This window comes from Citrobacter sp. CK195 (genome assembly GCF_030333365.1).
Taxonomy (GTDB): Bacteria; Pseudomonadota; Gammaproteobacteria; order Enterobacterales; family Enterobacteriaceae; genus Citrobacter_B; species Citrobacter_B koseri.
Genome location: NZ_JAOWGB010000024.1, coordinates 286,785 through 308,162, shown reverse-complemented (window position 1 = coordinate 308,162; position 21,378 = coordinate 286,785). Strand labels below are relative to the sequence as shown.

At 53.6% G+C, this 21,378-nt stretch carries 16 protein-coding genes; 11 read left to right on the top strand and 5 right to left on the bottom strand.

Going from position 1 to position 21,378, the window contains the following annotated elements:
• The first annotated feature begins 6 nt into the window (after positions 1–6).
• Both pyrI and ridA read left to right on the top strand, forming a co-directional pair.
• The gene (gene pyrI, locus OGX93_RS12620) at positions 7–468 is read left to right on the top strand and encodes an aspartate carbamoyltransferase regulatory subunit (protein ID WP_012134341.1); all 462 of its coding nucleotides are present in this window, start codon (positions 7–9) and stop codon (positions 466–468) included.
• 74 nt (positions 469–542) lie between these two features.
• Positions 543–929 carry a 2-iminobutanoate/2-iminopropanoate deaminase gene (ridA, locus tag OGX93_RS12615; protein WP_012134342.1) on the top strand — a complete coding sequence of 129 codons (387 nt, stop codon included), beginning with the start codon at positions 543–545 and terminating at the stop codon, positions 927–929.
• Positions 930–1,033: 104 nt separating this feature from the next.
• Here the strand turns inward: ridA and OGX93_RS12610 are convergent, their stop codons facing one another.
• The 4 genes from OGX93_RS12610 to mgtL form a co-directional block, all read right to left on the bottom strand.
• Positions 1,034–2,320, bottom strand: coding sequence for a TRAP transporter large permease (locus tag OGX93_RS12610; protein ID WP_047459361.1), 1,287 nt, complete (start codon positions 2,318–2,320; stop codon positions 1,034–1,036).
• 30 nt (positions 2,321–2,350) lie between these two features.
• On the bottom strand, positions 2,351–2,860 hold the full coding sequence (locus tag OGX93_RS12605; protein WP_012134344.1) for a TRAP transporter small permease: 510 nt from the start codon (positions 2,858–2,860) through the stop codon (positions 2,351–2,353).
• 473 nt (positions 2,861–3,333) lie between these two features.
• On the bottom strand, positions 3,334–6,042 hold the full coding sequence (gene mgtA, locus OGX93_RS12600) for a magnesium-translocating P-type ATPase (protein WP_047463800.1): 2,709 nt from the start codon (positions 6,040–6,042) through the stop codon (positions 3,334–3,336).
• Between the two features lie 143 nt (positions 6,043–6,185).
• The gene (gene mgtL, locus OGX93_RS22290) at positions 6,186–6,239 is read right to left on the bottom strand and encodes a mgtA regulatory leader peptide MgtL (protein ID WP_223849130.1); all 54 of its coding nucleotides are present in this window, start codon (positions 6,237–6,239) and stop codon (positions 6,186–6,188) included.
• Positions 6,240–6,465: 226 nt separating this feature from the next.
• On the opposite strand from mgtL, the gene treR reads away from it, so the two are divergent.
• The 4 genes from treR to OGX93_RS12580 all read left to right on the top strand — a co-directional run bounded on the left by treR (position 6,466) and on the right by OGX93_RS12580 (position 11,657).
• The gene (gene treR, locus OGX93_RS12595; protein ID WP_012134348.1) at positions 6,466–7,413 is read left to right on the top strand and encodes a trehalose operon repressor TreR; all 948 of its coding nucleotides are present in this window, start codon (positions 6,466–6,468) and stop codon (positions 7,411–7,413) included.
• A gap of 173 nt (positions 7,414–7,586) precedes the next feature.
• Positions 7,587–9,008, top strand: coding sequence for a PTS trehalose transporter subunit IIBC (gene treB, locus OGX93_RS12590; RefSeq protein WP_286449906.1), 1,422 nt, complete (start codon positions 7,587–7,589; stop codon positions 9,006–9,008).
• Between the two features lie 49 nt (positions 9,009–9,057).
• Positions 9,058–10,713 (top strand): alpha,alpha-phosphotrehalase, encoded by a 1,656-nt coding sequence (treC, locus tag OGX93_RS12585; RefSeq protein WP_286449907.1) that lies wholly within the window; start codon positions 9,058–9,060, stop codon positions 10,711–10,713.
• 197 nt (positions 10,714–10,910) lie between these two features.
• A complete protein-coding gene (locus tag OGX93_RS12580) occupies positions 10,911–11,657 on the top strand; it encodes an oligogalacturonate-specific porin KdgM family protein (RefSeq protein ID WP_047459367.1) in 747 nt (248 codons plus the stop codon).
• A gap of 4 nt (positions 11,658–11,661) precedes the next feature.
• Here OGX93_RS12580 and OGX93_RS12575 read toward each other — a convergent pair whose 3' ends face one another.
• Complete coding sequence (locus OGX93_RS12575; protein WP_012134352.1) at positions 11,662–12,321, bottom strand: MurR/RpiR family transcriptional regulator; 660 nt, start codon at positions 12,319–12,321, stop codon at positions 11,662–11,664.
• Between the two features lie 180 nt (positions 12,322–12,501).
• Between OGX93_RS12575 and OGX93_RS12570 the strand changes: the two genes are divergently transcribed.
• The 5 genes from OGX93_RS12570 to nrdD all read left to right on the top strand — a co-directional run bounded on the left by OGX93_RS12570 (position 12,502) and on the right by nrdD (position 21,367).
• Positions 12,502–13,899 carry a PTS fructose transporter subunit IIC gene (locus OGX93_RS12570; protein ID WP_286449908.1) on the top strand — a complete coding sequence of 466 codons (1,398 nt, stop codon included), beginning with the start codon at positions 12,502–12,504 and terminating at the stop codon, positions 13,897–13,899.
• Between the two features lie 14 nt (positions 13,900–13,913).
• On the top strand, positions 13,914–16,532 hold the full coding sequence (locus OGX93_RS12565) for a glycoside hydrolase family 38 N-terminal domain-containing protein (protein WP_286449909.1): 2,619 nt from the start codon (positions 13,914–13,916) through the stop codon (positions 16,530–16,532).
• Positions 16,529–18,238: a sugar phosphorylase gene (locus OGX93_RS12560; RefSeq protein ID WP_286449910.1), complete on the top strand. Its 1,710-nt coding sequence runs from the start codon at positions 16,529–16,531 to the stop codon at positions 18,236–18,238. Before OGX93_RS12565 ends, OGX93_RS12560 begins: the two co-directional genes overlap by 4 nt.
• Before the next feature lies 1 nt (position 18,239).
• Positions 18,240–18,824: a fructose PTS transporter subunit IIA gene (locus OGX93_RS12555; protein ID WP_286449911.1), complete on the top strand. Its 585-nt coding sequence runs from the start codon at positions 18,240–18,242 to the stop codon at positions 18,822–18,824.
• 404 nt (positions 18,825–19,228) lie between these two features.
• Positions 19,229–21,367, top strand: coding sequence for an anaerobic ribonucleoside-triphosphate reductase (nrdD, locus tag OGX93_RS12550; RefSeq protein ID WP_047459384.1), 2,139 nt, complete (start codon positions 19,229–19,231; stop codon positions 21,365–21,367).
• The last annotated feature ends 11 nt before the right edge of the window (positions 21,368–21,378 follow it).

Here is a 21,378-nt window from a genome sequence, read left to right as displayed (position 1 = left end):
AAAGAGATGACACACGACAATAAACTACAGGTTGAAGCGATCAAACGTGGCACCGTAATCGACCACATTCCCGCGCAGGTTGGCTTTAAATTACTGACGCTGTTCAAACTGACCGAGACCGATCAGCGCATCACCATCGGCCTTAACCTGCCGTCCGGCGAGATGGGTCGTAAGGACCTGATTAAAATCGAGAACACTTTCCTGACCGAAGAACAGGTTAACCAGCTCTCCCTGTACGCGCCACAGGCAACGGTAAACCGCATCGACAACTATGATGTGGTGGGCAAATCGCGCCCGAGCCTGCCGGATCGCATCGACAACGTGCTGGTCTGCCCGAACAGCAACTGCATCAGTCATGCTGAGCCGGTTTCATCCAGTTTTGCAGTGAAAAAACGCACAGATGACATTGCGCTCAAATGTAAATACTGCGAAAAAGAGTTTTCGCATTATGTGGTGCTGGCCAACTAATTGAGGTTGGTAATGGGTATCCGGCTCCCTATAATGGCCTGTACCTAATTTACCGCTGTAATTCAGGAGAAATCATGAGCAAAACTATCGCGACGGAAAATGCACCCGCAGCTATCGGCCCATACGTTCAGGGCGTTGACCTGGGCAGCATGATCATCACTTCCGGTCAGATCCCGGTTGATCCAAAAACCGGCAGCGTACCGGATGACGTGTCCGCCCAGGCGCGCCAGTCGCTGGAAAACGTAAAAGCTATCGTCGAAGCCGCAGGCCTGAAAGTGGGCGACATCGTGAAAACAACCGTGTTCGTTAAAGACCTGAACGACTTCGCGACCGTGAATGCGACCTATGAAGCATTCTTCACCGAGCATAATGCGACCTTCCCGGCACGTTCATGCGTTGAAGTTGCGCGTCTGCCGAAAGACGTAAAAATCGAGATCGAAGCGATCGCTGTTCGCCGCTAAGTCTCCTTAAAAATATGTCTGCGCCGGATGGCGGCTTTGCCTTATCCGGCCTACGGAAAGTGCCGTTTGTAGGCCCGGTAAGCGCCAGCGCCACCGGGCATTTATCACATCACCCCAAACAGTTTCGGCAGGAACAGCGAGATCGCCGGAATATAGGTCACTAACATCAGCACCAGGAAGAGTACCGCGTAGAACGGCAGCATCGCCTTCACCACCTGCTCTATTTTCTGCTTACTCACCGCACTGGCAACAAACAGCACCGATCCCACCGGCGGCGTAATCAGGCCGATCCCAAGATTCACCAGCATGATCATGCCGAAATGCACCGGATCAATACCCAATGCCGTAGTGACCGGCAGCAGAACAGGCGTCAGGATCAGGATCAGCGGCGCCATGTCCATCAGTGTCCCGATCAGCAGCAGCATAATGTTAATGCACATCAGGATGACGTATTTGTTATCTGAAATACTGGTGAACGCCTCGGTAATGCGCATCGGCAGCTGCATGTAGGTCATGATGGCGCCAAATGCGGCGGCGAACCCGATCAGGATCATCACAATGGTGACCGTTTTTACCGTGCGGTACATCAGCTTCGGCAGTTCAGACCATTTGTAGTCGCGGTAGATAAACATAGTGACGAAGAAGGCCCACAGACAGGCGATCGCCGCCGATTCCGTCGCGGTGAAGATGCCAGAGAGGATCCCGCCCATGATGATGACAACCGTCATCAGCCCCCACAGCGTATCGACAAAAATCTTCAACGCCTGGCGAAACGGCACCCGCTCGCCTTTCGGATAACCGCGCTTATGGGCAAAACCGACGCACATCACCATCAGGGTAAAACTTAACAGCAGCCCCGGCAGAATGCCGGCGATAAACAGCGCGGCAATCGACACCGTACCGCCCGTCGCCAGCGAATAAATCACCGAGTTGTGGCTGGGCGGCGTCAGGATCGCCTGTACGGAGCCGCTGGCGGTGACCGCCGCCGCAAAGTCACGCGGATAGCCTTTTTTATCCATCTCCGGGATCATCACCGAGCCGATAGACGCCGTATCCGCGACGGACGAGCCGGAAATCGCGCCAAAAAAGGTAGACGCCACAATGTTCACCAGCGACAGCCCGCCGCGTATAAAGCCGACAAAGATGTAGGCGAAGTTCACCAGGCGACGCGCAATACCGCCCTCCGCCATAATCGCCCCCGCCAGAATAAAAAATGGGATCGCCAGCAGCGAAAATTTGTTCACGCCGCTGGTGAGCTGGATCATGACCGCTTCCAGGGGAATGTCGATATACCAGGCGCCAATGATCGCGCTAATGCCCACCGCGTATGCTACCGGCACCCCAATCGCCAGCATAATGCCGAGCGTAAAGACGAGAATAAATGCATCCATCTGCTTTCCTTTATGAAATGGGGTCGCGCATTAATGGGTTGAGCCCAGCATGACGACAGGACGTTGATACTGCGAACCACGGAAAATTTTCTCGATAATGAAAAGTAGCGTGATGGCCGAGCCGACAGGCAACGGCAGGTAGTTCTCACCCGCTGATAACAGAGGAAATTCCGCCACCGGCTGTTCCCACAGGTCGTAGCACAGCAGGGAGCCGTACCAGAGGATAAACAGGCTGACGGCCATCAGCATCAGATCCGCCACGATAAAACAGATTCGCTGCGCGCCCTCGCTCAGGCGGTCGGTCACCATGCTGACGGCAATATGGGAACCCGCGCGATAGCTCACCGCTGCGCCAACAAAGGTGAATGTCACCATGCAAAGAATGGCGACCGGTTCCGGCCATGACAGCGCGCTGTTCATCACATAGCGCGCAAATATCCCAACGGGAATAACGGCCACCATAATCAACAGCGCCAATCCGGCAACCCACATTGAGATTCGGTAAAACAAATCCATTACCGACGAATAAAATTCACCCATGGTCGTCCCCTTGAATTAATCTTTAGGTTCAGGCGGATAAAGTCCTTACCCCGCCAGAGGTATTACTTCATATCCTGAATCCGTTTAATCAAATCCTGGCGATCTTTATAGGGTTCGCTGGCAGTTTAAAAAATGCCATGAATAGCGCTAACTGACAGGATAAAAGAGTGCCGGGCTTAACTTACAGTTATATATGACCTTTTACAGCGTAGCCTGCGCAGGCCAACGCATGTAAGAAAGTATTACGATAATTATGTTCATAAAATATGACTGAATGGAAATATTTTTAGCACGCTGTTTCATTTTTGCAATGAAGGTCTTTTTCCTGATAAAAAGATGTCTGAAAGAGGAGTAAAATTGTGATCCGTCACACTCTTTAGTATTTCAAAAAAAATAAAACAGGAACTTTCGTGAGGATATATTTACGGAGTACAGAAAAGCGTAATGGCTGCCGCAGCAGCCATTATTCTGGATTATTGCCAGCCGTAACGACGGCTATAAAAACCTTTCACTAATTGTGTCAATGTCATATAACCCGCGAGAATAGCGATCAGCCACGGGAAGTAGCTCAGCGGCAGCGCCTGTAATTGCAGATAGCCCGCCAACGGCGAGAACGGCAGCGCGATACCCACCACCATCACCACCAGCGTCATCAGCATCAGCGGCCATGCGGCGCGGCTCTGAATAAACGGTACGCGGCGCGTGCGAATCATATGCACAATCAATGTTTGCGATAACAGCCCGACGACAAACCAACCCGACTGGAACAGGGTTTGCGCTTCCGGCACATTCGCATGGAATACCCACCACATCAGGCAGAAGGTCAGGATGTCGAAAATCGAACTGATTGGCCCGAAGAAGATCATAAAACGCCCCAGATCGGCGGGATTCCAGCGTTGCGGCTTCTGGATCTGCTCGTCATCCACGTTATCAAACGGGATCGCCACCTGGGATACATCGTACAGCAGGTTCTGAATCAGTAAGTGCAGCGGCAGCATTGGCAGGAAGGGCAAGAATGCGCTCGCCACCAGCACGCTAAAGACGTTACCAAAGTTAGAACTCGCGGTCATTTTGATGTATTTCAGCATGTTGGAGAACGTGCGACGCCCTTCGATAACGCCCTCTTCCAGCACCATCAGGCTCTTTTCCAACAGGATGATATCCGCAGCTTCGCGGGCAATATCCACGGCGCCATCAACGGAAATACCGATATCCGCCGCACGCAATGCCGGAGCATCATTGATGCCATCGCCCATAAAGCCAACCACATGCCCTTCGCGTTTCAGCAGCGTGACGATGCGCTCTTTGTGCATCGGCGTCAGGCGTGCAAACAGCGTGGTGCGCGCGGCAAGTTCCGCCAGTTCATCATCGCTCAGCCCTTCGATATCACTGCCAGTCACCACATCGCCCGCATCAAGCCCGACTTCATGGCATACTTTCGCCGCCACCAGTTCGCTGTCGCCAGTGAGGATCTTCACGGTGATGCCGCTCTCTTTCAGCGCCTTCAGCGCCGGAGCGGTCGTCTCTTTCGGCGGATCGAGAAACGCAATGTAGCCTTCGAGGATCAGGTCAGACTCATCAATGCGTTGATAATCCCCTTCCCGCGCAGGCAGATACTTCGTGGCAACGGCCACCACGCGCAGCCCCTGGCGGTTCAGCGTATCCGTTACGCGCTTCACCCGGCGCAGCATGTTGTCATCCATCGGCACAATGTCGCCATTGTGGCGCACCTGGGTGCAGACGCTGAGGATCTCCTGCAACGCGCCTTTGCACACCAGTTGATGCACATCGGCTTCTTCCGCCACCACTACGGACATCCGGCGACGCTCAAAATCAAACGGGATCTCATCAATTTTCTGCCAGCGCCCGGAGAGCTGACGCGCAGACTCTTCATCCACGCCTTCCAGCACTGCGGTATCCAGCAGATTTTTCAACCCGGTCTGGTAGTGGCTGTTCAGCCAGGCGGAATGCAGCACGCGTTCGCTGGGCTTGCCGGAGACATCCGTATGGTTCTCCAGCACAATTTTATCCTGAGTCAGCGTACCGGTTTTGTCGGTGCAGAGAATATCCATCGCGCCGAAGTTCTGAATGGCGTCCAGGTGCTTAACAATGACTTTTTGCTTCGACAGTTTCACCGCCCCGCGCGCCAGCGTGGAGGTGACAATCATCGGCAGCATTTCCGGCGTCAGCCCTACCGCGACCGAGAGCGCAAACAGCGCCGCTTCCCACCAGTCGCCTTTGGTATAGCCGTTAATGATCAACACGATAGGAGCCATGACCAGCATAAAGCGGATCAACAGCATACTGACGCGGCTGATGCCTTTCTGAAACGCGTTTTGCTCGCTTTCCTGCTCGCTCACGCGGCCAGCCAGTTGACCAAACCAGGTCTCGCCGCCCGTTGCAATGACAATCGCCTGCGCCGTTCCGCTCACCACGTTGGTGCCCATAAAGCACAGCGTGTCGCATTCCAGCGGATTGCTTTGCTTAGGGTCGCGGGTTGTCGCCACTTTTTCTACCGGCAGAGATTCGCCCGTGAGCGAAGCCTGCGCAACAAACAGATCGCGCGCCTGAATAACGCGTAAATCCGCCGGGATCATATCGCCCGCCGCCAGCTTGATAATATCGCCCGGCACCAGTTGGTCGATGGGCAGCTCAACCCAGCTGTTCTCGCCTTTTTCATTGATAACGCGCAGCACCGTAGCGGTATTGCTGACCATCGCCTTCAACGCATCTGCCGCTTTGGTCGAACGCGCTTCCTGCACAAAATTCAGCAGCGTCGAAATCCCGACCATCAGCGCAATAACGCCTGCGGCAAACAGATCTTCCGTGGCATAGGAGATGACGCCGAGAATGGTCAGCAATATATTGAAAGGGTTGCGATAGCAGACCCACAGGTGTCTCCACCACGGAGTCGGCTTCTGTGTGGGCAGCTGATTTTCACCGTATTTCTCGCGCGCATCCTCCACCTCTGCGACATTCAGCCCCTCAGGATGCGCATCGAATGCGCGCCAGAGCGCCGCTTCTTCCATCACCGCCATTTTCAGGCAGCGATCGCTCAATGACGGGGGAATCGGAGTATTCGCAACGCTCTGCGCACTGGGCAGAGGGTCACGATGCACCAGACGATGAGGTAAATGACGGTTAAGGCGGGCAAACAGCTCGCGGGTGATATTTTTCAGCATAAGCAGTCCCTCCGCGCCGAAAAAGCGGCGCAGAAACATCTCTCAGGCGCGGCAAAGCCTTACCTGACGATAATTTAAAGCGATAACAGGGACGTCGGGAACGTCACTGCCTTACGTATCCGGTAAGACAGTGAAAAACAGGCTTACCGGAAAGGGCTATTTCTCCATCGCGGGAGAGGGGTGGGTTCGGGATCCATGCAGCCTCCGGTAAGTGAATGATTGGCGCCGCGCATTATACGCAGAAAACCATAAGGTTTGTGGCAATTATGGCGGTATGATACCGCCGTGTAATTAAACCAAACGTATACACAAAAACATTTAGCTTGAAGGATGAAGCGTATAAACCAGACTTTACCCATTGCCCCTGGCTTGAGTAAAGTTACTCTTTTTGACACAACTTGATGCGCACCACGGGAAAACAGGATGCAGAATCGGCTGACCATTAAAGACATTGCCCGCTTAAGCGGCGTAGGGAAATCCACCGTTTCCCGCGTGCTCAACAACGAAAGCGGGGTAAGTGAACGGACTCGTGAACGTGTGGAAGCCGTAATGAATCAACATGGTTTTTCCCCTTCCCGTTCCGCACGCGCCATGCGCGGGCAAAGTGATAAAGTGGTCGCCATTATTGTTACCCGTCTGGATTCCCTGTCAGAAAACCTCGCCGTCCAGACCATGCTGCCCGCATTTTACGAGCAGGGTTACGATCCCATCATGATGGAGAGTCAGTTCTCGCCAGAACTGGTAGAAGAGCACTTGGGGATGCTCAGACGGCGTAATATTGACGGCGTGGTGCTGTTCGGTTTTACCGGTATTTGCGAGGAGATGCTTGCGCCCTGGCAGGCCTCGCTGGTGCTGCTGGCAAGGGACGCCAGCGGTTTTGCGTCGGTGTGCTATGACGACGAAGGCGCTATCCATACCTTAATGCAGCGTCTGTATGACCAGGGACATCGGGCGATCAGCTTTCTCGGCGTGCCTCACAGCGACGTCACGACCGGTAAGCGCCGTCACGAAGCCTATCTGAGTTTCTGCAAAAAAAATAAACTGCACCCTGTCGCCGCTCTGCCTGGCCTGGCAATGAAACAAGGCTATGAGCACGCAGCGGATGTCATTACGCCAGACACCAGCGCGCTGGTCTGCGCGACCGATACGCTGGCGCTGGGCGCCAGTAAATATTTACAGGAACAGCGTATCGATTCTCTGCAACTGGCGAGCGTCGGGAACACGCCGCTGATGAAATTTCTCCACCCGGAGATTATCACGGTTGATCCCGGTTACGCTGAAGCCGGGAAACAAGCGGCCTTACAGCTGATCGAGCAAATCAACGGCCGCAGCGATCCCCGCCAGATCGTCATTCCGTCTACCCTCTCCTGATTCTTTTCTGAACGGTAATTTGTGATCTTCGCTGCGTTTCGGGAACGTTCCCATTTTTTAATATTCACCGAAGATATACTCTTGCGCCAACAACGTAAGAGCTGCCGGATGGCGACGCTAAAGCGTCTTATCATCCGGCTTACAGGGACACATTTCATCTGCCACGGGGCTTTATGATGAGCAAAGTAAAACAAGCTGATATAGACCAGCTGATTGAACTGGTCGGCGGGCGAGACAATATCGCCACGGTGAGCCACTGCATTACTCGCCTGCGCTTTGTGCTGAACCAGCCAGCAAATGCCAGACCGAAAGAAATTGAACAATTACCGATGGTTAAAGGCTGCTTCACCAACGCCGGGCAGTTCCAGGTGGTGATTGGCACTGACGTTGACGACTATTACAACGCGCTGCTGGCGACCACCGGTAAGGCGCACGCCGACAAAGAGCAGGCTAAAAAAGCCGCGCGGCAGAATATGAAATGGCACGAGCAGTTGATCTCCCACTTCGCTGAGATCTTCTTCCCGCTGCTGCCTGCGCTGATCAGCGGCGGTCTGATCTTAGGTTTTCGCAACGTGATCGGCGATCTGCCGATGAGCAACGGCCAGACGCTGGCGCAGATGCATCCCGCGCTGAAAACGATCTACGACTTCCTGTGGCTGATCGGCGAAGCGATCTTCTTCTACCTGCCGGTCGGGATCTGCTGGTCTGCGGTGAAGAAAATGGGCGGCACGCCGATCCTCGGTATCGTACTCGGCGTAACGCTGGTGTCGCCGCAGTTGATGAACGCCTATCTGCTGGGCCAGCAGGCTCCTGAAGTGTGGGACTTCGGCATGTTCAGCATTGCGAAAGTCGGCTATCAGGCGCAGGTCATCCCGGCATTGCTGGCGGGTCTGGCGCTCGGCTTTATTGAAACGCGCATGAAGCGTATCGTGCCGGATTACCTCTATCTGGTGGTGGTGCCGGTATGCTCGTTGATCCTCGCGGTCTTTCTCGCACACGCCTTTATCGGCCCGTTTGGTCGCATGATTGGCGATGGCGTGGCCTTTGCGGTGCGCCATCTGATGACCGGGAGTTTCGCCCCTGTCGGTGCGGCGCTGTTCGGCTTCCTGTACGCCCCGTTGGTCATTACCGGCGTACATCAGACTACGCTGGCTATCGATATGCAGATGATTCAGAGCATGGGTGGTACGCCGGTATGGCCGTTGATTGCGCTGTCGAATATCGCCCAGGCTTCCGCTGTGGTGGGCATTATTATCTCCAGCCGTAAGCACAACGAACGCGAAATTTCCGTTCCGGCCGCCATCTCCGCCTACCTCGGCGTGACCGAACCGGCGATGTACGGCATCAACCTGAAATACCGCTTCCCGATGCTGTGCGCCATGATCGGCTCTGGCCTCGCCGGGTTGTTATGCGGCCTGAACGGCGTCATGGCGAACGGGATCGGCGTCGGCGGCTTGCCGGGCATCCTTTCCATCCAGCCGAGCTACTGGCAGGTGTTTAGCATGGCGATGGCGATCGCGGTCGTCATCCCAATCGTGCTGACTTCCGTTATCTATCAGCGTAAGTACCGTCAGGGCACGTTGCAGATTGTCTGATTCTTCTTCGGGGCGCAGTTGCGCCCCATCGCATATGTAGGTTACAAGCATGAATACCCTTCCCCACTGGTGGCAAAACGGCGTTATTTACCAGATCTATCCCAAAAGTTTTCAGGACACGACCGGCAGCGGAACCGGCGATTTACGCGGCGTTACGCAGCGTCTTGATTACCTGCAAAAACTGGGGGTGGATGCTATCTGGCTGACGCCATTCTATGTTTCACCGCAGATTGATAACGGCTACGACGTCGCGAACTACACCGCCATCGACCCGGCCTACGGCACGCTGGATGATTTTGACGAACTGGCGGCGCAGGCCAAAGCGCGCGGCATCCGCATTATTCTGGATATGGTGTTTAACCACACCTCCACGCAGCATGCCTGGTTCCATAACGCGCTGAATAAAGAGAGTCCGCACCGGGAGTTTTATATCTGGCGCGACGGTACGCCGGATGCGCCGCCCAATAACTGGCGCTCCAAATTTGGCGGCAGCGCCTGGCGCTGGCATGCCCAGAGCGAACAGTATTACCTGCACCTTTTCGCCCCGGAGCAGGCCGACCTGAACTGGGAAAATCCGGCGGTACGCGCTGAGCTGAAAAAAGTGTGTGAATTCTGGGCCGATCGCGGCGTGGACGGGCTGCGCCTGGATGTCGTGAACCTCATCTCCAAAGATCAGCGTTTCCCGAACGATCTGGACGGCGATGGTCGCCGCTTTTACACCGACGGGCCGCGCGCGCATGAGTTCTTGCACGAGATGAACCGTGACGTTTTTACTCCGCGTAACCTGATGACGGTGGGCGAAATGTCATCCACCACCCTGGAAAACTGTCAGCGGTATGCCGCTCTCGATGGCAGCGAGCTGTCGATGACCTTTAACTTCCATCATCTGAAAGTCGATTATCCCGGCGGCGAGAAATGGACGCTGGCAAAGCCGGATTACGTGGCGCTAAAAGCGTTGTTTCGCCACTGGCAGCAGGGGATGCATAACGTTGCCTGGAATGCCCTGTTCTGGTGTAACCACGATCAGCCGCGTATCGTGTCGCGCTTTGGCGACGAAGGCGAACTGCGGGTTCCGGCGGCGAAGATGCTGGCGATGGTGCTGCACGGTATGCAGGGTACGCCCTATATCTACCAGGGCGAAGAAATTGGCATGACAAACCCGCATTTCTCCCACATCACCGATTACCGTGACGTGGAAAGCCACAACATGTTTGCCTGGCTGCTCGCCCAGGGCCGGGAAGCCAATGATTTACTGGCTATTCTTGCCAGCAAATCCCGCGATAACAGCCGCACGCCCATGCAGTGGGATAGCAGCGCGAATGCAGGGTTTACGCAAGGCGAGCCGTGGATCAACCTCTGCGATAACTATGCGGACATCAACGTGGCGGCGGCGCTAAATGATGAAGACTCGGTGTTCTACACCTATCAAAGACTGATTGCCTTGCGCAAAACAGAGCCGGTCTTAACCTGGGGGAATTATCAGGATCTGCTGCCAGACAGCCCGCATGTATGGTGCTATCGCCGCGAATGGCAGGGGCAACGGTTACTGGTGGTCGCCAACCTGAGCAACGCCTGTCAGGACTGGCTGCCAGAGCATCACGAAGGAAACTGGCAGGCGCTGATGCACAACTACGACGAGGTTGCCACCCGCCCTGCCGCCATGACGTTACGCCCGTTTGAGGCCGTCTGGTGGTTGCAAAAGTAATCACAACGGGATATGGACAGACCTGTCTGTATCCCGGATTATTCAGCCCACAGATATTTTCTCCGTCTTTCTGACAACGTAAAAAAATGCCGCGTATAGTGATACTTAGAATGTACCATCATAAAATTTACACGCGCTAAAGAATAAAACAAAAATAGACCTGCCACTGACACTTATCATATAACCGGCAGGATATCATGAATAAACCTCTTATTAAGTTAAGTTTACTTTCAGCTTTACTCATTAGCAGCCAGGGATGGTGCGGTAATACCTCTGTTGATTTGCGTTTTGGTCATAATACCAATTCAGAAGCTAATGATTCCAGAATTAAAGTCATGCACCAGGCCGACAATGGTTTTTATTTCTCCGTTGAAGCTGCGCAAAACCATAACGATACGTTTTTTGGCGATACCGATCGCTACAGTTCCGATGATAAAGGCGTGACCGAAGCGGCCCAGGAAATAGAAACTCGCTGGCGCTTTGATTTAGGTGACGGTTACTCGGTCGCACCGGGGATGGTCACCGTATTTACGTCCAGTAATACCCATTATCGCCCTTTTATTCAGGGCTGGAAATCCTTCGATAATGGCCTTAACCTTTCCGCCCGTTATCGTTACAACACGGTGAACGATGCGCACAGCGACAGAGAGTTAGACGGCAGCGGTTATACACGTCGTGAATCTCATCAGTTCGATATATGGTTTGCCTACAATATTGGTAACTTTGGCATGTCTTATAACCCCCGTTTCCGCTATCAGGATGGCGTCGATCAGGGGACGGGCGACGATACTTACTGGGAACATACCCTCGCGTTCAACTACAAACTGGACGATGGCTGGACGCCGTACGTCGAGCTGGTCTCTCTTGATAAAACCTATATCAATGACGACGGTCATCATGAAAATGATTACGCCGTACGTCTTGGTATCGTAAAACAGCTTTAACGCGCTATGCCGCATCGTATTGCAGCAGATAACATCCGATGCGGTCTACTACCGTCAGCAGTTCCAGCTGGCCTTCTCGTTGATATAACGAGATTGCGTCAATATCAATATCCAGAGGCCAGCATAATGTTGAAATCGTCGCTAACGTGGATTCTCGTTTTGTAATCGCAATGATTTTTAATCCCTTACGTAACGCGTTTCGCGCCATTTCGACTAACGACGCCGTTTCACCCGATTTGCTGATCAACACCAGCGTACCTTTAGATACACGCGTCAGCTGATGAACATCATTGAGAATGAGGTGCGGTAAGCTCGCCAGCGACAAAAAACGCGACAAATAATTCAGGCTGGTCAATGACGCGCCGCGCGCATATAAGAAGATATGGCTGGAATTAACCAGTATGTTGCACAGTTGTGTAATGGTCTCTTCTTTTTCATCACCAACAACATATCTTACGGGTTCGGCTATTAACCTGTCGCGAGAAAACTGATACCGTAGCTCGGTATAGCTCCGGTATCCCATTTTTTTACACACCCGATTAACGGATGTTGTAGTGGTGAATGTTTCGCTCGCAATCACCTTAGCTGAAATACCCGATATTTCATGAGCATGACACTGAATATACTCAAATATTAATCTTTCACTACCCTGAAAGGAATTCATAAAACCCACCCTTAACCTACGAATATAATATATTCTATCAATATCGTATTTATAACACTGGAATGCGAATCACACTCTATTCAACAGGTATGGTGGTACGCAATTAGTACCATCAAACCTTTTATTGCCTTTTTTATTTCTCTTTATAATTTCTGCAATTCTATTGTTAGGGGTTTTACAATGACAAGGCAAAAAGTCGTCGCGATAACGGCATGCCCGACCGGCATCGCTCATACCTTTATGGCTGCCAACAAAATTGCAGCGTGGGGAGAAGAAAATAACGTCATCGTCAAAGTGGAAACACAAGGAAGCGATGGCGTCAAAAACAAGCTTTCCCGGCAAGATATTGCCAGCGCAGATGCCGTCATTCTGGCAATCGATGTTCCCATCCAGGACGCTGAACGATTCGATAACGTTCCTCATCTCAAAATACGCACTCAGGAACTGATCAAAAACACCGATCGTTACCTGCGTCAGGCGCTGGCGATGGATAAAACCGTAACGGCCGTGTGTGAAGAACAGGAAGAAGCTCGCTCCGCCTGGCAGACCTTCATCGGCCATATTATGGCGGCGATCAGCTATATGCTCCCGGTCGTTGTCCTCGGCGGATTACTGATGGCGGTCGCCAAAATAACCGGGCAGTTTATTCCAATTGCCGGTACGCCGTTCGAGGTGCTGGATAAACTGGGCTTTATGGTGATCAAGTTCATGTACCCGGTTTTTGCCATGTACCTCGCGTTCTCTATTGCCGGTAAACCTGCGCTGATCCCCGGACTTATCGGCGGCATTATGTCCGACGAGGTCTATAAACGCTTTTTTGATCTCGACGGTTTTATGCCTTCAGGCTTCTTCGGCGCCATCGCCATCGGCTTTTTTGTCGGTCATCTGGTGCAGTGGCTCAACAATACCATTAACGTTCGCGCCCAGCTTACCACCATTAAAACGATGCTTATCGTGCCGCTGTGTACCGGCATTACGCTCGTCATCGTTATGCAGTACCTGATCAACCCCTTCTTTGGCGCAATCAACCAGGCGATGGTCGAGTTTTTCACCTCCGCTGGCGACACCGGGCGCGGTTTTTACGCCATGATGATCGCCGCAGGGACGGCCTTCGACCTCGGCGGCCCCATCAATAAAGCCGCTGGTTCGGTGGCGCTGGGGCTTAACGGCGTCAGCGAAACCTTCGATTTAACCGCCAGAGAGCTGGCGATCGTCATTCCATCTATCGGCGTCGGCCTGGCGGCGTTGCTGAACAACCGTTTTGGCCTGCCCAACGTGTTTAGCAGCGAAGAAAAAACCGTTGGCGGTACGTCTTTACTGCTGGGATTCATTGGCATTTCAGAAGGCGCCATTCCTTTCATCCTGAAAAATCCACGCCTGATTCCGGTCTTTATGGTCGGCGCGATGTCCGGCGCGCTTATTGCTATCGCACTCGGCGTGAAGCAATCGCTGCCGTTGCCTGCCATCTGGGGATGGCCGCTGGCGACAAATGTCACAGGGTATCTGATCAGCGTGTTTGCCGGTTCTCTTGTATGCGCGCTGGGCGTGCTCTTCGCCAGCCCTAAGATCGCCAAATAATTCAGGAAGTAGAAATGAGCAACATTCACGTCATCGCCCATACGCACTGGGATCAGGAATGGTATTTCACCTTGCAGGATAGCAATATTCTCGCGTCCTGGAATTTTGCGGATGTGATCCGAACCCTGGAACAGAACCCTGCGTATACCTGTTACCACTTCGACGGCCAAACCGCTGTCGTGGAAGATTTCCTGGCCGTCAATCCTCAATACTGCGAGCGGCTGAAACAGCTGGTCGCCGACAGACGGCTTTTTATCGGCCCGTGGTACACCCAGACGGATACGTATAATGTTCATGGCGAATCCATCATTCGCAACCTGAAATACGGGATACTTTCCGCGCGTAAACTGGGCCATGCCATGATGGTCGGCTATTTACCCGATACGTTCGGCCATAACAGCCAGCTCCCGACCCTGCTTCGCGGGTGTAACCTTGATAACATCGTTTTCTGGCGGGGCATCAACCATGATACGCAGGTTGAAAAGAGTCAGTTCATCTGGCAAGCGCCATCCGGCGCGCAGGTTATCGCTTGCGCCATGCCCTTCGGCTATGGCGCGGCAAAAAATATTCGTGCAGACGACGCGCATCTGCACGACAAAATATTCCCAATCGTTAACCACATCCGCCAACGCTCCGGCCTGAACGATCTGCTCCTGCCCTGCGGCGGCGACCAGGTCAATATTGATCCCCATCTGCCGGAGATACTGCGTATCGCCAGCGCATGTTCCCCTGAAGGCGATCGTTTTCAGATCTCCTCTCTGGAAGCGTACATTGACCACCTTCGACAACAGGCATCAAGATATGATCGCTGGCAAGGGGAATTAAAATCTCCCCGCTATACCCGCATTCATAAAACAATCGGTTCAGTACGTTACGACATCAAAAAGAAGAATTATGACGTTGAACAGTTCCTGTTAGGCAAGCTCGAACCCACCATTGCGCTGGCGCGTTATCAGGGCATTGAAGTCAACGTGCAATGGGTTGACCAGATATGGAAAAACCTTCTGCGTAATCATGCGCATGATTCCATCGGCGGGTGTAACAGCGATGCCACCAATCGCGATATTCTCCATCGCCTTGAGCAAACGGAACAGCTTAGCCATAGCCTGTGGAATCTGGTCGTAAAAGAACTGGCGACCGCCAGTTGTGAAGAGGGCGATCTTTTCGTCATCAACCCCAGCGCCACCGCCTGGTCGGGCATTATCAAAGCCACATTATATAGCCGTACGGCCGGTATTGAACTCAGCCATCATGCGCGTCCTCTTCCGTTCAGCGTTCTCGAACGCACGCAGGTCTCCGGCGGGCGCACGGTTCAGGTTACTGTGCAAGGCGAAAAAGAGGTCGAACTTCCGCCTTATTACCGCTGGCAGGTCGCTATTGACGCGCCAGCGTTACCGCCGCTGGGCTATACCCACATTCAGGTGCAGGAATCATCACGTACCGCGCCAGCAATGCGCAACTGCGCTGAAAGCGCCATTGAAAACAACGATTACCGGCTGGTGCTGCATGCCGGTTCGCTGTCGCTTCATGATAAGCGCAACGGCCGGGTAATATCCGACCTGCTGACCTTTGAAGACTGTGCGGATGCCGGCGATAGCTATGACTTTTCGCCGCTGGAGGGCGATGTTCCGCAGCGCTGCCACACATTTACGCTTATTGCCTGCGAGAAAGGCCCGCACATTGAACGGATGACGCTAAGCGCCACGCTGATGCTGCCCCCTTCGCTGGCGGCGCGAGAGGCGCAGGATGTTCAGCCCTACCCTGTACGCCTTGTCTGCGAGCTTCGCCAGCATGACGCTCAGCTTTTTATCGACATTTCGCTGGAAAACACCGTCTGCGATCACCGCCTGCGCTTACTCATCAACAGCGACATTCGCACCACGGAATCCATCGCCTCTCAGCCCTTTGCCGTCATCCGGCGTCCTGTTGCCGATGCGCCAGCCGACTGGCGTCAGCACTATCGGGAAAAGCCGGTCGATATTGAAACCAGCGAGGGCATTATCGCCATCGAGGAAAACAACCGCTCGCTCATCATCAATAGCCTGGGCATGAAAGAGTTTCAGATATGCCAGAACGAGACGGCGCAGATAGCGTTGACGTTGTTTAAATCAACGGGAGTCCTGGGACGTGACGATCTTGACTGGCGACCCGGACGCGCTTCCGGCATTAATAATACCGTCGTCAACACGCCCGACGCGCAGCTGCTTAAACCGCTGCATTTCAGCCTGACGCTGGCGCTCGCCGATCGGGCCGCCCCTGTGACGTTAAGGCATCTTGAAACCCGCGTGACGCGCCAGCCATTCACCTGGCAAAATCAGACGTTGAACACGCTGGACAACCGCCTGGAGCGTTTTACGCTCAATTTTGTTTCGCGCTCGCTGCCGGAAACATTCAGCCTTCTGACGCTTCCCGAACCGCTGATGCTTTCCGCAATACCCCATGCCCATACGGTAGACGGAACAATAATTCGCATTTTCAATGCCGGAGAGCACCCGGTGCCGCTCCCGCCTTCGCTAAGAAATATTCCGCAAATCAATTACCTGGAAGAACCTGTCGCAGATTGCGCCACCATTTTGCCTTGCAGTACGTGTGATTTTCTTTTTACTCATCAGGAGCGTAACGAAAAAGTATGAGCCAGAACGCCCATCATACCTTCATCAAAAATACGTTAGCTCAGCTTTATCCCCATGCGGATCGGTACGCGCTGGCGGCGAAAATCGAGCAACTCTGTCAACGCTGGAAGCTACGGGAGCAAATCGCCGCGCCTTTGGATCAGAGCCGGGTGTGGATGATTGCTTATGGCGACAGTATCCATAGCGGGGACACAAACGCTCTTGCCTGCCTGCATCAGTTTTCGACACGCTGGCTTAAGGGCGTCATCAGCGACATTCACCTGTTGCCCATGTTCCCGTGGACATCTGATGATGGCTTCAGCGTTAAAGATTATCGCCACATTGCGCCAGAATTAGGCCAGTGGTCAGACATTGCAGCGCTGGCAGGCGATTTTAATCTGATGTTTGATTTCGTGATTAACCATATCTCTCAGCAAAGCCGCTGGTTCCAGGGCTATTTACACGGCGAACCGCGTTATCAGCACTACTTTATTAGCGCCGACCCTGACGATGACTACCATCTTGTCACGCGTCCACGCGCCCTTCCCCTGCTTACGCCATTCAAGCGCAAAACGGGGGAAACCGTACATATCTGGACGACATTCAGCGCCGATCAGATCGATCTGAATTTCCGTGAACCTGACGTGTTACTGGAAAGTATCGACATCCTGCTGGAATACGCAGCGCGCGGCGCGCGCGCAATCAGACTCGATGCGATCGGTTTTTTGTGGAAAGAGCGAAACAGCACCTGTATTCACCTGCCGCAGACGCATCTGATCGTTAAACTCTGGCGCGCCATTCTGGATACGACCTGGCCTGACTGCCTGTTGATTACGGAAACCAACGTCCCACATCAGGAAAATATCAGCTACTTCGGCAACGGCGATGAAGCTCACATGGTGTATCAGTTCCCCTTGCCGCCGCTGACGCTCCATGCCTTTTTACGCGGTAACGCACGCTGGTTACGCCAGTGGGCGCAACGTCTGGAACAGGATGCGTTTCCCGACAAGACGACCTTTTTTAATTTCCTCGCCAGCCACGACGGCATCGGGCTGCGTCCCGTGGAAAATCTCCTTTGCGCAGAAGAGCGGCAGTTTCTGATAAGCGAGGTAGAACGCAAGCAGGGGCGTATTTCATGGAAAACCAACCCTGACGGCAGCCAGTCGCCGTATGAACTTAACATCAACTTTCTGAGCGCATTGAGCGAGTCAGGGGAAAGTCCCGACGACCAGGTCGCCAGATTCACCGCCGCGCACGCCATCCTCTTTATGCTGCGGGGCGTGCCTGCAATCTATTATCACAGCCTCTTCGGCAGTGAAAATGACAACGCCGGGCTGCTCGAATCGGGCATAAATCGCCGCATTAACCGGGAAAAACTGGACGCTGCCACGCTCCATGAGCAGCTGCTCTCGCCGGAAACGAGACAATCCCGAATCTACTCGTCTCTGGCGAAGTTAGCGCATATACGTCAGCAGCATCCCGCATTTTCTCCGTTCGCCTCGCAGCGCATTCCTGAATTGCCTGACGCGCTCTTTGGCGTCGTTCGCCAGCATCCTACAGAAGGCGAAACGCTGTACTGCGTCGTGAACGTCACAGGAATACCACAATCACTTTCACTGCCTGTCACAGGAACAGATCTGCTGACAGGCGCAGCATTCAACGGCGCTTGCGAGCTTTCCGGCTGGCAAACGGTATGGATTCTCGCTGATACGCAACCGGAGGCATAACATGGAGTTGTCCGCGCTTACGCATTCTGAACTGATTTTTATCGATCCGCCGCACCGCACTCCTGAAGCGGTGATCGGGGAGATGTCCGCCGCCCTGTTCAGGCAGGGCCTGATCAACGACAAGGCGATGTTTATTGATAGCGTCCTGCGCCGTGAAAGCGAAGGGCCCACGGCGTTGGGAGAGTCGCTGGCTGTCCCACATGGGAAATGCGGCTCGGTTGTCCAGGCCGCATTTAGCGTCGCCCTGTTTCGCCAGCCCGTCATGTGGCCGGGTCTTGAGGGGGACGAGGAGGTTCAGTTGGTATTTCTGCTGGCGATTCCCCCAGAAGAAGCAGGCAGTACGCATATGCAATTATTAACCCGACTAACCTCGTCTCTGGTGGACGATAAGGTGCGTGAATCACTCATCAACGCTTCCTCTGCCGAAGAGGTGCTTGCGCTGCTCTCGCCAGATGCGCCTTCGGTTTCGCCAGAACCCGCCATTGCAGTGAAAAACACCCGGCTTGTCCCCCTGATTTTGGGGATCGTCGCTGTTGCTGCATTTATCAATGCGGGTATTCACTGGATGAACGCAACAGCGCAATAACCCCTCCTGCGTCAAACCGGTCGTTTCTTTTCGCGCCGGTTTGACGAACGCCTGGCTTAACGCCCGAATTTTGTTGAATTTTTACGCAATTTTTAAGTCCAAAAATTTACATTAAGCGCAAGCGCCCGCCATTCGTACTCTTAAATTTTTACTTTGTTCTGAATCAATAAAATCGTAAACATCTTTGATGCAAATCACTACATATAGAACTTAAAATGCAACCCGACCCAATATGTTGTATTAATCGACTACAATTGCTACAAACACAACACGACGCCATAACGGTGATGTTGTGGATAACGTGGGTCGGGATTGCGGGAAGTCGTTGGATAGAGAGATGAATAAACCCACGCAGACTTCCTCAGCCTCTGTGGATAACCTGTTCTTATAAATATGGAGTGATCATGACACCGCATGTGATGAAACGAGATGGCTGTAAAGTGCCGTTTAAATCAGAGCGCATCAAGGAAGCCATTCTGCGTGCAGCTAAAGCAGCGGGAGTCGATGACGCAGATTACTGCGCCACCGTCGCAGAAGTCGTTAGTAACCAGATGAATGAGCGCAGCCAGGTTGATATCAACGAGATCCAGACAGCCGTTGAGAACCAGCTGATGTCCGGGCCGTACAAACAACTCGCTCGCGCTTACATTGAATACCGCCATGACCGTGATATTCAACGTGAAAAACGTGGCCGTCTGAACCAGGAAATTCGTGGCCTGGTTGAGCAAACCAACTCCGCGCTGCTGAACGAAAACGCCAACAAAGACAGTAAAGTGATCCCGACCCAGCGCGATCTGCTGGCCGGTATCGTGGCGAAACACTACGCCCGTCAGCATCTGCTGCCGCGTGATGTGGTACAGGCGCACGAGCGCGGCGACATTCACTATCACGATCTCGACTATTCTCCGTTCTTCCCGATGTTCAACTGTATGCTGATCGATCTGAAAGGCATGCTGACGCAGGGCTTTAAGATGGGGAATGCGGAAATCGAGCCGCCGAAATCCATCTCCACCGCCACGGCCGTAACCGCGCAAATCATCGCGCAGGTCGCCAGCCATATTTATGGCGGCACCACCATCAACCGTATTGATGAAGTGCTGGCGCCGTTTGTTACCGCCAGCTTCAATAAACACCGTAAGACCGCCGAAGAGTGGCAGATCCCGGACGCTGACGGCTACGCGCACGCCCGTACCGAGAAAGAGTGCTACGACGCTTTCCAGTCTCTGGAATACGAAGTGAATACGCTGCACACCGCCAACGGACAGACGCCGTTCGTCACCTTTGGTTTTGGCCTCGGCACCAGCTGGGAATCGCGCCTGATTCAGCAATCCATCCTGCGTAACCGTATCGCAGGTCTGGGTAAGAACCGTAAAACCGCTGTGTTCCCGAAACTGGTGTTTGCGATTCGCGACGGTCTGAACCACAAGTTTGGCGATCCAAACTACGACATCAAACAGCTGGCGCTGGAGTGCGCAAGCAAACGCATGTATCCAGACATCCTGAACTACGATCAGGTGGTGAAAGTGACCGGTTCGTTCAAAACGCCAATGGGCTGTCGCAGCTTCCTCGGCGTCTGGGAAAATGAGAACGGCGAACAGGTTCACGATGGCCGCAACAACCTGGGCGTCATCAGCCTCAACCTGCCGCGTATCGCGCTGGAAGCCGGTGGCAATGAAGCAACGTTCTGGAAGCTACTGGACGATCGCCTGGTGCTGGCGCGTAAGGCGCTGATGACCCGTATCGCCCGTCTGGAAGGCGTGAAAGCCCGCGTTGCGCCAATCCTTTATATGGAAGGCGCCTGTGGTGTCCGCCTGAAAGCTGACGATGACGTTTCCGAGATTTTCAAAAATGGCCGCGCGTCAATTTCGCTGGGCTATATCGGTATTCACGAAACCATCAACGCGCTGTTTGGCGACAAACATCTGTACGACAGCGAAGCGCTGCGCGCTAAAGGTATCGCCATTGTCGAGCGCCTGCGTCAGGCGGTGGATCAGTGGAAAGACGAAACCGGCTATGGCTTCAGCCTGTACAGCACACCGAGCGAGAACCTGTGCGACCGCTTCTGCCGTCTGGATACCGCTGAGTTTGGCGTCGTGCCGGGCGTGACCGATAAAGGCTACTACACCAACAGCTTCCACCTCGACGTGGAGAAAAAGGTGAACCCGTACGATAAAATCGATTTCGAAGCGCCGTATCCGCCGCTGGCGAGCGGTGGCTTCATTTGCTACGGCGAATACCCGAACATTCAGCACAACCTGAAAGCGCTGGAAGACGTCTGGGATTACAGCTATCAGCATGTGCCGTATTACGGAACCAACACGCCAATCGATGAGTGTTACGAGTGCGGCTTTACCGGCGAGTTCGAGTGCACCAGCAAAGGGTTTACCTGCCCGAAATGCGGTAACCACGACGCCGCGCGTGTTTCAGTCACCCGCCGCGTATGCGGTTATTTAGGCAGCCCGGATGCGCGTCCGTTTAACGCCGGTAAGCAGGAAGAAGTGAAGCGCCGCGTTAAGCATTTAGGCAATGGGCAGATCGGTTAATCCGCTGTCAC

Bases quoted from the DNA above. Each gene is read 5' to 3' on its own strand.
- pyrI (WP_012134341.1), top strand. From the start codon at position 7: ATGACACACGACAATAAACTACAGGTTGAAGCGATCAAACGTGGCACC.
- ridA (WP_012134342.1), top strand. From the start codon at position 543: ATGAGCAAAACTATCGCGACGGAAAATGCACCCGCAGCTATCGGCCCA.
- OGX93_RS12610 (WP_047459361.1), bottom strand. From the start codon at position 2,320: ATGGATGCATTTATTCTCGTCTTTACGCTCGGCATTATGCTGGCGATT.
- OGX93_RS12605 (WP_012134344.1), bottom strand. From the start codon at position 2,860: ATGGGTGAATTTTATTCGTCGGTAATGGATTTGTTTTACCGAATCTCA.
- mgtA (WP_047463800.1), bottom strand. From the start codon at position 6,042: ATGCTGAAAAATATCACCCGCGAGCTGTTTGCCCGCCTTAACCGTCAT.
- treR (WP_012134348.1), top strand. From the start codon at position 6,466: ATGCAGAATCGGCTGACCATTAAAGACATTGCCCGCTTAAGCGGCGTA.
- treB (WP_286449906.1), top strand. From the start codon at position 7,587: ATGATGAGCAAAGTAAAACAAGCTGATATAGACCAGCTGATTGAACTG.
- treC (WP_286449907.1), top strand. From the start codon at position 9,058: ATGAATACCCTTCCCCACTGGTGGCAAAACGGCGTTATTTACCAGATC.
- OGX93_RS12580 (WP_047459367.1), top strand. From the start codon at position 10,911: ATGAATAAACCTCTTATTAAGTTAAGTTTACTTTCAGCTTTACTCATT.
- OGX93_RS12575 (WP_012134352.1), bottom strand. From the start codon at position 12,321: ATGAATTCCTTTCAGGGTAGTGAAAGATTAATATTTGAGTATATTCAG.
- OGX93_RS12570 (WP_286449908.1), top strand. From the start codon at position 12,502: ATGACAAGGCAAAAAGTCGTCGCGATAACGGCATGCCCGACCGGCATC.
- OGX93_RS12565 (WP_286449909.1), top strand. From the start codon at position 13,914: ATGAGCAACATTCACGTCATCGCCCATACGCACTGGGATCAGGAATGG.
- OGX93_RS12560 (WP_286449910.1), top strand. From the start codon at position 16,529: ATGAGCCAGAACGCCCATCATACCTTCATCAAAAATACGTTAGCTCAG.
- OGX93_RS12555 (WP_286449911.1), top strand. From the start codon at position 18,240: ATGGAGTTGTCCGCGCTTACGCATTCTGAACTGATTTTTATCGATCCG.
- nrdD (WP_047459384.1), top strand. From the start codon at position 19,229: ATGACACCGCATGTGATGAAACGAGATGGCTGTAAAGTGCCGTTTAAA.